Annotated in this window: 11 protein-coding genes and 1 tRNA gene; 4 read left to right on the forward strand and 8 right to left on the reverse strand. The window is 50.3% G+C overall.

Features of this window, described 5'->3' with window-relative positions:
- Positions 1–58 precede the first annotated feature (58 nt).
- Positions 59–2,785, forward strand: coding sequence for a phosphoenolpyruvate carboxylase (locus tag JOD20_RS07040; RefSeq protein WP_204754587.1), 2,727 nt, complete (start codon positions 59–61; stop codon positions 2,783–2,785).
- Between the two features lie 164 nt (positions 2,786–2,949).
- Here JOD20_RS07040 and JOD20_RS07045 read toward each other — a convergent pair whose 3' ends face one another.
- The gene (locus JOD20_RS07045) at positions 2,950–4,236 is read right to left on the reverse strand and encodes an acetyl-CoA hydrolase/transferase family protein (RefSeq protein WP_204754588.1); all 1,287 of its coding nucleotides are present in this window, start codon (positions 4,234–4,236) and stop codon (positions 2,950–2,952) included.
- A 198-nt stretch (positions 4,237–4,434) separates the two neighbouring features.
- Here JOD20_RS07045 and ligA point away from each other — a divergent pair, with 198 nt between their 5' ends.
- Complete coding sequence (gene ligA / locus JOD20_RS07050) at positions 4,435–6,450, forward strand: NAD-dependent DNA ligase LigA (protein WP_420828944.1); 2,016 nt, start codon at positions 4,435–4,437, stop codon at positions 6,448–6,450.
- 326 nt (positions 6,451–6,776) lie between these two features.
- On the forward strand, positions 6,777–7,442 hold the full coding sequence (locus tag JOD20_RS07055; protein ID WP_204754590.1) for a hypothetical protein: 666 nt from the start codon (positions 6,777–6,779) through the stop codon (positions 7,440–7,442).
- Between the two features lie 311 nt (positions 7,443–7,753).
- On the opposite strand, the gene JOD20_RS07060 is transcribed toward JOD20_RS07055, so the two are convergent.
- The 5 genes from JOD20_RS07060 to JOD20_RS07080 form a co-directional block, all read right to left on the reverse strand.
- Positions 7,754–8,929: an RtcB family protein gene (locus tag JOD20_RS07060; protein ID WP_204754591.1), complete on the reverse strand. Its 1,176-nt coding sequence runs from the start codon at positions 8,927–8,929 to the stop codon at positions 7,754–7,756.
- A gap of 84 nt (positions 8,930–9,013) precedes the next feature.
- Complete coding sequence (locus JOD20_RS07065) at positions 9,014–9,892, reverse strand: VOC family protein (RefSeq protein ID WP_204754592.1); 879 nt, start codon at positions 9,890–9,892, stop codon at positions 9,014–9,016.
- 108 nt (positions 9,893–10,000) lie between these two features.
- Entirely contained in the window at positions 10,001–10,612 is a 612-nt protein-coding gene (locus JOD20_RS07070; protein ID WP_204754593.1) for a hypothetical protein, read from the reverse strand.
- Between the two features lie 34 nt (positions 10,613–10,646).
- Complete coding sequence (locus JOD20_RS07075; RefSeq protein ID WP_204754594.1) at positions 10,647–11,321, reverse strand: hypothetical protein; 675 nt, start codon at positions 11,319–11,321, stop codon at positions 10,647–10,649.
- Between the two features lie 154 nt (positions 11,322–11,475).
- A tRNA-Val gene (locus JOD20_RS07080) sits at positions 11,476–11,552 on the reverse strand.
- A gap of 323 nt (positions 11,553–11,875) precedes the next feature.
- Between JOD20_RS07080 and JOD20_RS07085 the strand changes: the two genes are divergently transcribed.
- Positions 11,876–12,145, forward strand: a complete 270-nt coding sequence (locus tag JOD20_RS07085) for a hypothetical protein (RefSeq protein ID WP_204754595.1) — start codon at positions 11,876–11,878, stop codon at positions 12,143–12,145.
- Positions 12,146–12,190: 45 nt separating this feature from the next.
- Here the strand turns inward: JOD20_RS07085 and JOD20_RS07090 are convergent, their stop codons facing one another.
- The gene (locus JOD20_RS07090; protein WP_204754596.1) at positions 12,191–12,994 is read right to left on the reverse strand and encodes a response regulator transcription factor; all 804 of its coding nucleotides are present in this window, start codon (positions 12,992–12,994) and stop codon (positions 12,191–12,193) included.
- A 9-nt stretch (positions 12,995–13,003) separates the two neighbouring features.
- Complete coding sequence (locus JOD20_RS07095) at positions 13,004–14,185, reverse strand: ATP-binding protein (protein WP_204754597.1); 1,182 nt, start codon at positions 14,183–14,185, stop codon at positions 13,004–13,006.
- Positions 14,186–14,628: the final 443 nt, after the last annotated feature.

Raw genomic sequence — 14,628 nt, forward strand, 5'->3', positions numbered from 1 at the left:
CTTGGCGCGCAGCGTTGCACCACGAGAGTGAAGATTCCTGTAGTTCGAGGTATTTGCCATGGCCAATTTGCCAAGCTACGATTTTGCCGATTTGATCAAAGCTGACCATGACGCTGAATTTTTGTTAACCTGTTTCGCTGAAGTTTTGCACGAATTAGGCGAGGCTGATCTCGCTGGCTATCTTGGGTTGCCCACCACAACCCCAACCAATGCCCCAATTACCCCAGAACGGGCGATTCAAGCGGCCTCGCTCAGCTTTCAATTGCTGAATATGGTTGAGGAAAATGCCGCTGCTCAACACCGCCGCCTGCGTGAATCAGCAGAGGGCTTGAATGCTGAAGTTGGCTTGTGGGGCAATACCCTGCAAAGCCTGAGTCAAGCAGGCTTTAGCGCCGAGCAGATTGCCGCCGCGCTAGGCCAAATTCAGGTTGAGCCAGTCCTGACCGCGCATCCAACCGAGGCCAAACGGGCAACCATGCTTGAGCATTATCGGCGCTTATATTTGCTGTTGGTCAAACGCGAAAATCCAATGTGGACTCCGCTTGAGCAGCAAGCTCTACGCAACGAGATCAAAGTTGAGCTTGAGCGGCTTTGGCGCACTGGCGAAATTTTCCTGGCCAAGCCCGATGTTGCCGATGAATTGCGCAATATTATTCACTATTTGCGCCATGTTTTTCCTGCCAGCCTTGCCACGCTCGATCTGCGTTTGCAACAGGCTTGGCAGCTGCAAGGCTTTGAATCAAGTCTCTTGGCCCAAACCGCGCAATTGCCGCATGTGCAGTTTGGCACGTGGGTTGGCGGCGATCGCGATGGTCATCCCTTGGTTACGGCGGCGGTTACGCGCTTTGCCTTACAAGAATTACGCCGCAATGCGCTCGACGTGCTGCACGAGCAATTAGTTCAATTAGTGATCAAATTAAGCTTATCCGATCGCCTGCAATCACCACCCGATGCCTTGCTTGCTGCCCTCGATAGCACTGCCGCCGCGCTTGGTCAGCGTGGTCAAATCGCTTTGGCGCGCAATCCCGAGGAGCCATGGCGACAATGGCTCAACCTGATCATTGCCCGCTTGCCTGAAGCAGGCCAGCCACGCCAACCTTGGCAGTATCGCAGTAGCAGCGAAATTGTGGCCGATTTGCAATTTTTGGCCGAGCAACTGAATGCTGTTGGTGCCCAACGGCTGGCACTTAACGATCTTCAGTCAGTCATTCGCAGCGTGCAAAGCTTGGGCTTTCACAGCGCGGTGCTCGATATTCGCCAAAACAGCAAATTCCACGATTTGGCAATTGAGCAATTGATCCAAGCCGCCGGATTCAGCGATTATCACTTTAGCCGTTGGCCGGAAGCACAACGGCTCGAATTGCTTAATCGCGAGTTGCAAAGTGCTCGTCCTTTTGCCCACCCAAACCTTGAGTTGGGCAATGAAGCGAGTGCTGTGCGCGATTGCTACCGCGTATTGGCCGATGAAATTGCTCAGCATGGCACTGCTGGCCTTGGTTCGCTCATTATCAGCATGACCCGTAGCCTATCGGATTTGCTAGCGGTTTATTTGTTGGCCCGCGAGGCTGGCTTGTTGCAAGTAACCGAGGCTGGCTTGGCCTGTGTGCTGCCCGTCGTGCCATTGTTCGAAACGATCGAAGATTTGGAAATAAGCCCCGATATTCTCGATGCCTTTTTGGCCCATCCCGTCAGCCAAGCCAGCCGTGCGTTGCGCCAAACCAGCGTGCAGCAAGTGATGGTTGGCTATAGCGATAGCAACAAAGATGGCGGAATTTTGGCCAGCCTTTGGAGCTTGTATCGAGCGCAAGGCACACTAGCAGCGGTTGGAGCCAAACACAATGTGCGGGTGCGCTTCTTCCACGGTCGTGGCGGCACGATTAGCCGTGGTGCTGGCCCAACCCACCGCTTTTTGAATGCCTTGCCAGCAGCAGCATTGGCAGGCGATTTGCGCATGACCGAGCAAGGCGAAACCATCGCCCAAAAATATGCCAACCAGATCACGGCGGTCTATAATTTAGAATTAATGGTCGCTGGTGTAACCGAAGCCACGTTGCTTGGCTCGCAGCGCGATCAAACCCCACATAGCCTTGCGCCAACAATGGATGCCTTGACCGCGTACAGCCGCCAACGCTACGAAAGCCTGATCCAAACCCCGGGCTTTATTCAGTTTTTTGGCCAAGCCACGCCCATCGATGTGATTGAGCAAGGCAAAATTGGCTCGCGCCCAGCCCGCCGCACTGGCCAGCGCACGCTTGGCGATTTGCGGGCGATTCCATGGGTGTTTAGCTGGAGCCAAGCGCGCTTTTTCCTCTCTGGTTGGTATGGCGTTGGCAGTGGCTTGGCATGGCTCGCCGAGCAGCATCCCGACCAATTTGATCAACTGAAAGCCGCTGCTTTTGAGTGGTATCCGCTTAAATATTTGTTGACCAACGTCAGCACCAGTATGCTCTCTGCTGATTTGGTCACGATGCAAGCCTACAGTCAGTTGGTCGAAGATTCGGCGGTGCGCGAGCCGATTATGGCTGCAATTGAGGCCGAATTTAAGCAAACCCAACAGCAACTGGAGCTGATTTTTGGCGGCAGTTTGGCCGAACGCCGCCCGCGCATCTACCGAATGTTGCAAGGTCGCCAAGCACGGCTCAGCCAATTACATCAACAACAGATCAATTTGCTGCACACATGGCGCAGCTTGCCCAGCGAACAAGTGCCAGAGCGCGAGCAATTATTAACTCAATTGCTGCTGACGGTCAATGCCATCGCCAGCGGCCTGCGCACAACGGGCTAAATGTCATTTATTCTGAAAAAGTCCCTCACCCCCAACCCCCTCTCCCACTCAACGCGGGCGAGGGGGAGCACCGGTTTATACCAACGCATTACGCAAGAACCACTGCGTTAAAGCCCCTCTCCCGCGTTACGGGAGAGGGGTTGGGGTGAGGGAACGAAACTCAACTAATGTTTCAGCGCTGCTTCGCCGTGAAAGCGTTCGAAGGCGGCACGTTCGAGAGCTTCGCGTTGGTCGGGGTGGGCAATATCAATCAAGGCTTTGGCCCGTTCGCGCAAGGTTTTGCCATACAAATAGGCCACGCCATATTCCGTCACGATATATTGAACGTGAGCGCGAGTTGTCACAACGCTAGCACCTTCGTGCAGCACTGGCACAATGCGCGATTGGCCGCGACGGGTGGCAGAAGGCAGGGCAATAATTGGTTTGCCGCCCTCTGAGAGCGCAGCGCCGCGCATAAAGTCCATTTGGCCGCCAACCCCTGAATATTGATAGGTGCCAATCGAATCGGCACACACTTGGCCAGTCAAATCAACTTCAATCGCGCTGTTGATCGCTGTAACGTTTGGGTTACGCCGAATAACGCTAGTATCGTTGATGTAGGTGATGTCGAGCATGGCAATCTGCGGGTTGTCATCAACAAAATCATACAAACGGCGCGTGCCCATCATAAACCCGCCAACGATTTTGCCAGGGTGAGTTTTCTTCATTTTGCCGTTGATGATGCCGCGTTCAACCAAATCGATGATCCCATCGGAAAACATTTCGGTGTGAATGCCCAAGTTTTTGTGGTTGGTCAATGCTGCTAGCACTGCATCGGGAATCGCGCCAATGCCCATTTGCAAGGTTGCGCCATCACTGACCAAGCCAGCAACATGGCGGCCAATTGCTCGTTCTACGTCGCTCAATGTGGCTGGCGCATGCTCATAAATTGGCTCATCAACTTCAACTGCAAAATGAATTTGATTGAGGTGAATTTGGCCATCACCATGGGTGCGGGGCATGTGCGGGTTGATTTGGGCGATCACACATTTGGCCACTTCGACCGCAGCCCGCGTGACATCAACCGAAACGCCTAGCGAACAAAACCCATGCTGATCGGGCGGCGAAACTTGAATTAATGCCACATCAAGCGGCAAAATCCCGCGGCGGAATAAACCAGGCACTTCGCTCAAAAAGACCGGCACATAATCGGCTTCACCAGTTACCACGGCGCTGCGAATATTCGAGCCAATAAACAAGGCCCGCGTATGAAAACTTTCGCGATATTTGGGATCGGTATATGGCGCTGGGCCTTCGGTATGAATATGCACTAATTCCACGTCGCGCAATTCATCGGCCCGAGCAACTAAGGCCGCAATTAATTGTTGAGGTGCTGCGGCAACACTATGAATAAACACACGATCGTGTGATTTAATCGCTTGAACAGCTTCGTTGGCTGAAACGTAACGCATCCTAAGCCCCCTAAATCGTTTTGTTGTAGCTTGGCTACCGCTCTATTGTGCCCGATTTCGGGCCACTCCGAAGTGAAAAGAGCTAAGGAATGGGTTAAGATTTGGCAACCTCAACATTGGCTACATTGTCGCGCCATTTGTCACAGACAGCCGTTATAATACATCTGTTCGATTAAATTGGAGGATGCATGCATGGCCGTGTCAGAGCAGACGGTTGCCCGCGCCGCAAGCTTGCGCGATGAATTGAATCGTTATAATCATCATTACTATACGCTTGACGCGCCGTTGGTCAGCGATGCCCAATACGATAGTTTATTGAATGAATTGCGGGCAATTGAAGCAGAATATCCCGAATTGCGCACCCCCGATTCGCCAACCCAACGCGTTGGCAGCGCTCCCTTAGGTAAATTTCCCAAAGTGCAACACCCTGTGCCAATGTTGAGTCTTGGCAATGCCTTCAATGCCGATGATTTAGCTGCCTGGCGACGACGTGCCGAGCAAATTATTGGTGCGCAGCCTATGAGCTACACGGTCGAGCCAAAAATTGATGGCTTAGCCGTGGCTTTAACCTATATCAATGGCGTGTTTAGCGTTGGCGCAACTCGTGGTAATGGCGAAATTGGCGAAGATATTACCGCCAATTTGCGCACAATTCGCGATGTGCCCTTGCGGCTGCAACCAATCGATGGCCAACCGTTGCCCGACCGTATCGAGGTGCGCGGCGAGGTCTATTTGCCGATCGAAGCTTTTAATCAATTGAATGAACGCCAAGCCCATGCAGGCGAAAAAGTTTTTGCCAACCCACGCAATGCTGCCGCCGGATCGTTGCGCCAGCTCGATTCGACGATTACTGCGAGCCGTCCGTTGCGCTTTTTTGCCTACGCCGTCGGCCCGTTCAGCGGCGTAGACCTCAGTAGCCAAGCTGAAACTCTCAACACCTTGCGCCATTATGGCTTTAGCATTAATCCCGATACGCGGCTTTTTGATGATTTTGCTGCTGTGGTCGATTATTGTCACGAGTGGATGGGCCGCCGCGAATTGCTCAGCTACGAAGTTGATGGCGTGGTGGTCAAAATCGATGATTTTGCTATGCAACGCGAGCTTGGTGTGGTTGGCCGCGATCCACGCTGGGCAATTGCCTACAAATTCCCTGCTCGCGAAGAAACCACAACCCTGCTGAATATTGTGATCAATGTTGGCCGCACTGGCAAACTGATTCCCAACGCCGTGCTTGAGCCAATCAGTTTGGGCGGCACGACGGTGCAACATGCCTCGCTGCACAACGCCGATTACATCATCAGCCGCGATATTCGCATCGGCGATCGGGTCGTGGTCAAACGGGCTGGCGACGTGATTCCATATGTGATTGGGCCAATTGTCGAGGCGCGAACTGGTAACGAGCAGCCATGGCCAGCGCCAACGTTTTGCCCAACTTGTGGCCAGCCAGTCGAGCAACTTGCCGATGAAGTTGATATTTATTGCATCAACAATGCCTGTCCTGCGCGGCTGATTCGCTCAATCGAACACTGGGTGAGCCGCGGCGCGATGGATATTGTGGGCATGGGCGAGCGTCAAGCCAGCCAATTTGTCGAAATGGGCTTAATCACATCGATTCCTGATATTTACCGTTTGAACATTGCGAGTTTTGCTGGCCGCGAAGGCTATGGCGATCGGCGCGTGGCTAATTTGCTGAATGCGATCGAAGAATCCAAGCAGCGCCCGCTTGATCGGGTGATTACGGCCTTGGGAATCAATGGCGTTGGTACCGTTGCTGCGGTTGATTTGGCGCGCAATTTCCGCTCGCTGCCAGCCTTGGCCCAAGCCACAATTGAGCAATTGACCGCGATTGATGGGATTGGTGACAGCACCGCCCAAAGCGTGGTGGATTTCTTCAGCACGCCAGCCAACCAACAATTGATTGCCGAACTGCTGGCCTTGGGCGTACAAGCCCAACTTGGCGCTGTTGCCGAGCCACAAAGCGATCGTTTGGTAGGCAAGAGCTTTGTGATCACTGGCACATTGCCAGGCATCAGCCGCGAAGCAGCCCAAGCCTTGATCGAAGCCCATGGCGGCAAAGTTGGCGGTAGCGTCAGCAAGAAAACCGATTATTTGCTGGCGGGCGAGGCCGCTGGCTCGAAGCTCACCAAAGCCCAAAGCTTAGGCGTGAAAGTGCTCAGCATGGACGATTTGTATGCACTGCTCGCCGATAGTTAATTATTGATCCACAAAGAGCACGAAGTTACACGAAGGCTGAAATTGCGAGGGGCGTAAAGCCTGAAACCGCGAAGATCGCGAAGATCGCGAAGGGGGATGAGGCTCTGGGCTTTTGGCATTAGGCTATCGGAACAATTGTTGGAAATTCAACAAATCTCCGATAGCCAATCGACAGCAGCCAATAACTCTACTTCGTGCCCTTCGTGGCCTTCGTGGTTAAAAAAAGCTCTGCGCCGCTGCGTTAAAAATTGATGCTTGTTTCAATCCCCTCATTCTGATATAGTCAAAATATATTGTTTTGATTGCAAAATGCAGGAGATTTATCTATGTCCAGAAAAGCAGTAATCAAAAACTATATCCAACGATATAAATGTGGTGAAAAAGAGGCACGAGAAAGATTTAATTCGATTCAAAAATTGTGTACGAATGTTAGACCAACATATAGAGCTATATGGCAAGCAATGCAAGATAATAAAAATACAACAGATTTATTGATTGCTGAATCTGCTAAGAACATTCACTTGAGTGAAAATAAGGGGATTTCTATCGAGAATATTAATAGAATTAAAAGAAATGAAAATTCTATCGATAAACTAAGTCGTATTAGGGCCAGATGGGGTATAAATACTAGTAGTCCTAATAATGCTAAATTGGTAGAACAAAATGATAGAATTATAGTAAAAAAGAAGATAATACCTAAAAAGGTATTGATATATGAAAAATTAGCAGAAGTAAGTGTTTTAAAGAAGAAATATGGTTATTCTGCGAATAAGGGTATACTACCAAGAAAACGTCTTGAATCTTTGCAAAGGGCTGTTGTAGGAGAAGGTATTAAGAAAGTTACTGCACATATAGAATTATTATATAAAATGCGTAAAAATCATCCTAATATGGAGAATGCTATAGTAATTTGGGAAGCTGATCTAGAGTATCTTAAAAAAGTGAAATATAATAAAAAAAAGAATAGCTATAGTTGGCCTATTATCAATTAAAATTAAAATGATAACTCACTTTATAAATGATAATGATTTCATAGGCTATTGGAATACCACAAAACATTCCAATAGCCCATAGCCTATAGCCTATAGTCTTACTGCCTCGTTCTCTTCGTGCTCTTCGTGGTTACAAAACGCTCTGCGCTAAATTCTGAATGCTAATTGATCGAAAATATCTCCGATAGCCAAAAGCCCACAGCCTATAGCCTCGTTCTCTCTGCGCCGCTACGAAGATTCTGATCTCAATTCTGCCTTTTGTTTTTTGACTTCTGACTTGGCTTTATGTTCTATGCTCTATGTTCTATGTTCTAATCCTTATACGGATCGAACTCGTTTTCGCCAGCCATCGCCACGCCCAGCGGTTGCAAGGTGTGCAGAATTTTGACCGTATTGGCGTGATGCTTGAGCACATCAGGCAAGCGTTTGTAGCAATGTGGCGATTCGTCGGTGCCAGCGCCGCGCAATTCAACGCCTTTTTGCTGCACCCATGTATTCATCATCTCGCGCGAGATTTTGCCAGGCGAGAGCACTTTGCCAGTGCGCCAATTGACTTTGCCACGGGCAGCGGTGCGGCTCATCACCCGCCCAGCGCCATGCACGGTTGAATGCAAGGCAGTTTTGGATTCTGGCGAATCGATGCCTTCTAAGATGACCGAAATATCGCCCATGGAGCCGCCAACAAAGCCGCGTTGGCCTGGGAAGGCTGGGGTTGCGCCTTTGCGTACCACCCACATATCAACCCCGTTATGGGTTTCGCGCCAAGCAAAGTTATGGTGGTTATGGATCTCGTCAAGGATGTTTGCGCCTAAAATACGCGCCACCTCGCTACAAACCCAATCGCGGCCCGCGTAGGCATAGCGCCCAGCCAAATTCATACAGGTTAAATATTGCTCGCCTAAATCCGAGGCTGCTGGCAAAACCAAGGGCGCAACGTCCATGCCATCTTTGGCTCCGCCAGCCTCTAAAAAGTAGGTGGCGGTTTTATGCCCCAAGCCCCGCGAGCCAAAGTGCACGCCGATCCAAGCCCGATCAAGTTCGTCGGCGAATAAATCGACATAATGATTGCCAGAGCCAATCGTGCCCAGCTGATTGCGGGCAGTTTGTTTCAACGATTTGACCGCTGGAATTTTCCACGCTGGGTCATCAAACAAGTCATGATCAACGCTTTGGCGATTGTTCAGGCCAACCCCAAACGACAATGAACGCCAGATGTCGTCCATAATCTGCTTGATATTGGCGCGAACTTCGCTGGCGGGCATATCGAGCAAGACGGCTTTGTTGCCGCAGGCAATATCGTAGCCAACGCCCGAAGGGCTAATTGCATCACGGTAGGCCACTACGCCGCCAATTGGCACCGCATAGCCTTTATGATGATCAGCCATCAATGCCACCGCGTCGGCATCAAGCGCACAGGTTTTAATCTGGCTCAACGCCCCTTCATCAATTGGATCACCCCAGATTGGAATATTCTCAACGTACTGCACGATCGCTCTCCTATCGCTTTAAAACAAAAATGGGCTATAGCTTAGCATAGCCCATACCAGCGACCATCGTTCCCCAGCCTGATTTTAGGCAGCGACGATAAAGCGCAATTCAGTTTGCCATGGATCAAGCACCACCAAGCCGTTTGCTTGCTCCTGCACTGTAACGTCGGCAGCTGCTAAGCGTTGGCGCACGCTATCAAGCGCTGCTTGGTTGGCCATAACAATCTCAAAATGCGCCAAGCCAGCTGCATCGTTTGGTTGTTGTGGGCCATTTTGGCTTTGCCACACATTCAAGCCCAAGTGATGATGATAGCCGCCAGCGCTGACGAACAGCGCACCCGGGTAGTGGGCCACAATATCAAAGCCCAAAACCCCGTGATAGAATTCTTCTGCTTGGCGCAAATTGCCAACTTGTAAGTGCATATGGCCAATCGTTGTGCCAGCAGGAATGCCTGCCCAAGCAGGTGCATTGGGCGTAATTTCGGCCAAAACTCCATACAGATCAAGCGATTCGGTGACCATATGAACTTCGCCATTGGCTCCCCAGCGCCATTCGCTGCGTGAGCGATCGCGATAGATTTCCAAGCCATTGCCATCGGGATCATCGAGGTACAAAGCTTCGCTGACCGCATGATCCGACGCGCCAAAGCGATAGCGCACGGCAATCAAGCGTTGCACCATATAAGCCAAATCAAGCCGAGTTGGCAAGAGAATTGCTGCATGGTATAAGCCAGTGACATTGCTTGGGTGGCGTTTCAGGCCAGCTTCAACCTCTAAGCGCAACACAACGTGATCGGGCGAACCCAAAACAATCGTTGAGGCCGTTTGTTCTAAAACGTGAAAGCCAAGTAAATCGCGATAAAATGCTAATGAGCGGCCAGCATCAGCGACACGCAAAGTAGTTACGCCGAGTGTCGTAGCGGCATCGATCGATTGAGGCGTAATCGTGCGAAATGTAGCCATAATATTCGTTCCTTTCGAGCAATCAGTACAGCGTTGTTACTGTCAAGCTGTAACCATTCTACGCTCGCTTTGTCCTTAATGTTGTCCCCCCTGTTATCCTTGCATGCGTCACAAATCGGCGTTTTGCTGGGGATTTGGCTCTGGCAACGGCGCGGCTGGCGCAATTGGCTGAATTAATATCAAGCCCTGTTCATCAATGGTAACTGCAATTGGCCGTTGTGGTATGGGCAAGCCGAGCCAAACCAGATAGCGCCCAAGCAGCCAAAAGCTAGCAGCGCTCACCAGTAGGGCCAAAACGACCATTGCACCGCCAGCAAGATAATTGAAACTCAGCCAGAGCATCGACATTCGTGCAAAGCCAGTTGCAAAACACAACCCCGCCGTGCGAGCAACTAGTTTGGTTTGGGCCAAGATTTGGCTGAGCGGGGCCAAAACTAGCAAGATCTGCATTGGCCAATGGTAGGCAAATACAATTGAGCTAGCAGCAAAATTGCGCCCAACCAAACCCACAAGATAGCCATAATCCCACCAAAGCAGGCAAGGAATCAGGTAGAGCAAGCTGATAAATGGTTCAGCCAGATTCACAATTAATGGCCACAAGGCGCGGCGCAAATCGGCACGTTGGCGATAGAGCCTAAGCGCCCGCTGCAAAAGCATGCCAGCATACACCGTCAGCCCGAATATTCCAATAAACAAGCCAACTAATGATAGAGAATCCATGCTTGTTACTCAATTAATCGATATAGCAACCATTCTAATGGATATTGGTTGCAATGTGGCTTGTTTCCGGATTCGTTGAGCCAATCGCAAGTTGTTGGTTGCGCATTGTTAATGCTTGGATTGGGTGTTGCAAAATGGTTTTGGCATGCTGATACATGCTGCGATAGGTATAGATGCTTAAGCCAAATGCGCCAATTAAAATTGGGAAATATATTGACATTTGCACCACAATCAAGGCAATATACACCCCATAGATGCGCAAAAAACCATATTTTAGGCTTAATCGGGCAGTTTGACTGGTAGTATGGTTACGGCTCAGCAAGCCAAGCATTGGCACAACCACTAAACAAAGGAGCATTGGCCAATAGAATTTTAAACAATAGAGAAGTATTTCAACATTACTTTGGCCTGATGATCCAGTCAAAAATTCCCATCCCCAAAGAGTTTCTGCAATAGTCCAAAGCGATCGATAAAAATCATGACCTTTAATTAAGGTGATAGCAACTAACCAGCAGCTGGTTATAATTGGCTCCAGCAAATTAATTGTAATTAATCCCCAAGCAGCTTTGGCATGATTGCGCGGCATCGCTTGAATGCTGCCAAGCAAAACTAATAGCCATATATTCATGCCGAGGATTAAGATTCCAACTCCAATTAGAAAAAAGAATCCAATTGCCAGTCCACTCATATTGATCGATAGCAGGTACATAGCCGTGGCTCCTTAAAACGAAACGCTCAGTTGTATGATGACACGGCTAAATGGCGGAAAAATGGCGTTTGATTGAGATAATTGCCCGCCAAATGGATGCAAAATGGATTAAGCACAACAAAAAACCACCCCTGCAAACAGGAGTGGTTGGGTTTGGTGGGCGGTACTGGACTCGAACCAGTGACCTCGTCGGTGTGAACGACGCGCTCTAACCAACTGAGCTAACAGCCCATAGCCTTCAAGCCACTGCCGAGTATAGCATAGCCCATGGCTTTGCGCAAATTGATCCACGAAGGACACGAAGGCACACAAAGGGATGAAACCACGAAGCGCGCGAAGGACGCGAAGTTAATTTTTTTAGCCACGAGTTCCACGAATTGTATGAATAATGTTCCGATAGCCAATAGCCAATAGCCAATAGCATTCCTTATCTTTTCATCCTTCATCCCTCATCCTTCATACTTCATAATTTCGCTATGTTCTATGCTCTTTCACGGTACACAATTTGCTCACACAATGCTAGCGATTTCTGTTGATTTAGAAGGAATTTGTGTATGTTGAAACCTATTTTTGGGATAGCGCGAGTTTTGTTAGCGGCCCAAGTTGGTTCGTATCTTGGCGATACGCCCAAGCATGGCGCTGGCACGCCCAAAGGCATGACGCTTGGCCCAGTTAACGTCACGCTCTCGAATGTTGCTCCAGCAGCAATTGTCGGCGTGCTCTGTGGCAATTCGATGATTTATTCGTTGCTGACCAGCTATGCCCTAAGCAGCATTATTGGCGATAAATTCGAGGAAACAGTGCTTACACAAATTGGCCAATAAAAAAACAGCGCCCAAGTATGTTCGCTTGGGCGCTTTGTATTTAAGCTATTTGCTTTGTGGCGGCTCGACTGCCAACACATAGCCAGTTCCGCGCACGGTCAAAATATAGCGTGGGTTCGATGGATCTGGCTCGATTTTTTGGCGCAAGTGGTAAATATGTGGCTTGAGCAATTCGGCGGCTTCGCTGCTTTCAGCCTCGTAGCCTTGCGCGCAACGCAACAAATTAGCGTAGCTCATTACCAAGCCTGCTTGCTGCGCCAAACAGCTCAACAAGCGAAATTCGGTTGGCGTAAGATTTAATGTTTGCTCGCCGAGCCGAGCCATTTGCCGCCACAGGCCAATTTCCAGCTCGCCAACCCGAATCCATTGATCGCCTGCTGGCTGTTGGCTGGTTGGTTCGCTTGGTTCTTGTTGCTTGCCGCCCAGCTCGCCAACGACCGTTTGGAGGGTCGTCATTAAGCTCTTTTTATGCCGTTGCTCTGATTGGGCTTCGAGCGCACTTTTGACCCGCGCCAGCACATCTTGCGGGCTTGAGGTTTTGAGCATATAGTCGAACACGCCCAAGTGAATGCCTTCGATCGCACTATCTAGCGAACCATGGCCGGTCAAAATCAAAATTGCTGCATCAGGATAGCGTTCGCGCACCCGTTGGGCAACCGTAATCCCATCGACTCCAGGCAAGCGCAAATCCAAAAGAAACAAATCAAATGGGCGTTGGGCAATCCGGTCGAGGGCTTCTTCGCCGCTATCGGCAGTTTGCACATCGTAGCCGCGGCGGCGCAGCAAATCGCCAAGTGTGGCGCGAATCGGAAATTCATCATCAACCAATAATATCGAAGCTTGACTCATTGAATACTCCTAGCTAGGTTGGTAGGGCAGCACAACACGGAAGGTCGAGCCAACCCCAACGGTGCTGTCAACCTCGATTTGGCCGCCATGCTGGGTCACAATATGGGCACTAATCGGTAAACCAAGGCCTGTTCCATTGGGTTTGTTGGTAAAAAATGGCTCAAACAGATGCGCCCGAATATCATCAGGAATCCCGGTTCCTGTATCGCAAATTTCGATCGTCGCAAAGCTTGTGGCGGCCTCGGTTGTGACGGTTAATGTGCCGCCAGTGGTCATCGCCTCAAGCGCATTCAGCACCAAATTCAAAAATACTTGACGTAATTGATCGGCATTGCACACTACTGCTGGCAGTTGTGGGTCGGGCGTAAAGGTGATTACGGTATTGTTATGCCGTGCGTGTAAGCCCGCCAACGCCAAAGTTTCTTCAATAATTTCATTAATATCGGTTGGAGCCATCTCGCCGCGCATTGGCCGATAGAAATCGCGCATACGCTCAATAATCCCAGCAATTCTGGTCAATTGATCGCGAGCTAATTGCATAATTGGCGATTCGCGCAAATCGTCGGGCAAGTCTTCTTCCAGCAAGAGCAAGGCATTGCGCGCCGCATATAGCGGATTATTAATTTCATGGGCGATCGATGCTGAAAGCTGGCCAACCGCTGCCAAGCGTGCGCCTTGCAACAAGGCTGCTTCGGCGGCACTGACACGCTGGGTCAAGCGATGTTCGTGCTCTTTGGCCAGTTTCTTTTGCTCGGTCACATCGCGCACGACGGCAATAATTAATAATTGCTCAGTCGTTTTCAATGGGCTAAGGCTAATTTCGGTGTAAAATTCGCTGCCATCGCTGCGGCGCGCCAAGAGATCGCTGCCAATGCCCATCGGGCGAGTGCGTGGCTCTTGCGTGTAATTGCTGCGGTAGGCGACGTGAACGCCGCGTACGCGCTCGGGAATCAATATTTCAATTGGCTGGCCGATCATCGATTCGCGCTCATAGCCGAATATGGCCTCGGCTTGGGCATTGACCACCACAATCACGCCGTGGGCATTCACAATGACTACGCCATCAGGTGCGGCTTCAAGCAAGCTTTGAAAAAGCGGCTCGGCAGGTTGAGTAGCCAGTTGATGACGCAATAACTCAACTTCGCGTTTAAGGCTGGCGTTTTCCGTTTCAAGCTGTTCATGACTCAGCATACCAAAAACTCCCTTGAATGATTGGCAATCATAGCATATTTGAGGGCGAGGGGTCAGGAGTGAGTGGTCAGGGGCTAGGTAGGATGGAAACCGCGAAGAGCACGAAGAACGCGAAGGAGCTGTGGCTTTTGGCTATTGGCTATCGGAAGATTGTTGGGTACTATATGAATTCCGCCACATTTCATCGCTCATAATTCATCCCTCATCCTTCTAACTTTTCTCTGCGCCGCTACGTTAAATGCTGATCCACGAAGGACACGCAGCGCACGAAGGATGGAAACCACGAAGAACGCGAAGGCTATTTTTGCCACAGATTATTGTGATTGGGCTATTGACTTTTGACCTCTGACTTTTGACCTCTGACCTCTGACTTTTGACCTCTGACTTTTGACTTTTGACCTCTGACACCTGAAACCTAGCCCCTGATCCCTCGCTCTTCATTC

It is taken from the genome of Herpetosiphon giganteus, assembly GCF_016907925.1.
Lineage (GTDB): Bacteria > Chloroflexota > Chloroflexia > Chloroflexales > Herpetosiphonaceae > Herpetosiphon > Herpetosiphon giganteus.

What these genes read in the sequence shown, in the direction of transcription:
- JOD20_RS07040 (WP_204754587.1), top strand. Translation starts at nt 59, where the DNA reads ATGGCCAATTTGCCAAGCTACGATTTTGCCGATTTGATCAAAGCTGAC.
- JOD20_RS07045 (WP_204754588.1), bottom strand. Translation starts at nt 4,236, where the DNA reads ATGCGTTACGTTTCAGCCAACGAAGCTGTTCAAGCGATTAAATCACAC.
- JOD20_RS07055 (WP_204754590.1), top strand. Translation starts at nt 6,777, where the DNA reads ATGTCCAGAAAAGCAGTAATCAAAAACTATATCCAACGATATAAATGT.
- JOD20_RS07065 (WP_204754592.1), bottom strand. Translation starts at nt 9,892, where the DNA reads ATGGCTACATTTCGCACGATTACGCCTCAATCGATCGATGCCGCTACG.
- JOD20_RS07070 (WP_204754593.1), bottom strand. Translation starts at nt 10,612, where the DNA reads ATGGATTCTCTATCATTAGTTGGCTTGTTTATTGGAATATTCGGGCTG.
- JOD20_RS07075 (WP_204754594.1), bottom strand. Translation starts at nt 11,321, where the DNA reads ATGTACCTGCTATCGATCAATATGAGTGGACTGGCAATTGGATTCTTT.
- JOD20_RS07085 (WP_204754595.1), top strand. Translation starts at nt 11,876, where the DNA reads ATGTTGAAACCTATTTTTGGGATAGCGCGAGTTTTGTTAGCGGCCCAA.
- JOD20_RS07090 (WP_204754596.1), bottom strand. Translation starts at nt 12,994, where the DNA reads ATGAGTCAAGCTTCGATATTATTGGTTGATGATGAATTTCCGATTCGC.
- JOD20_RS07095 (WP_204754597.1), bottom strand. Translation starts at nt 14,185, where the DNA reads ATGCTGAGTCATGAACAGCTTGAAACGGAAAACGCCAGCCTTAAACGC.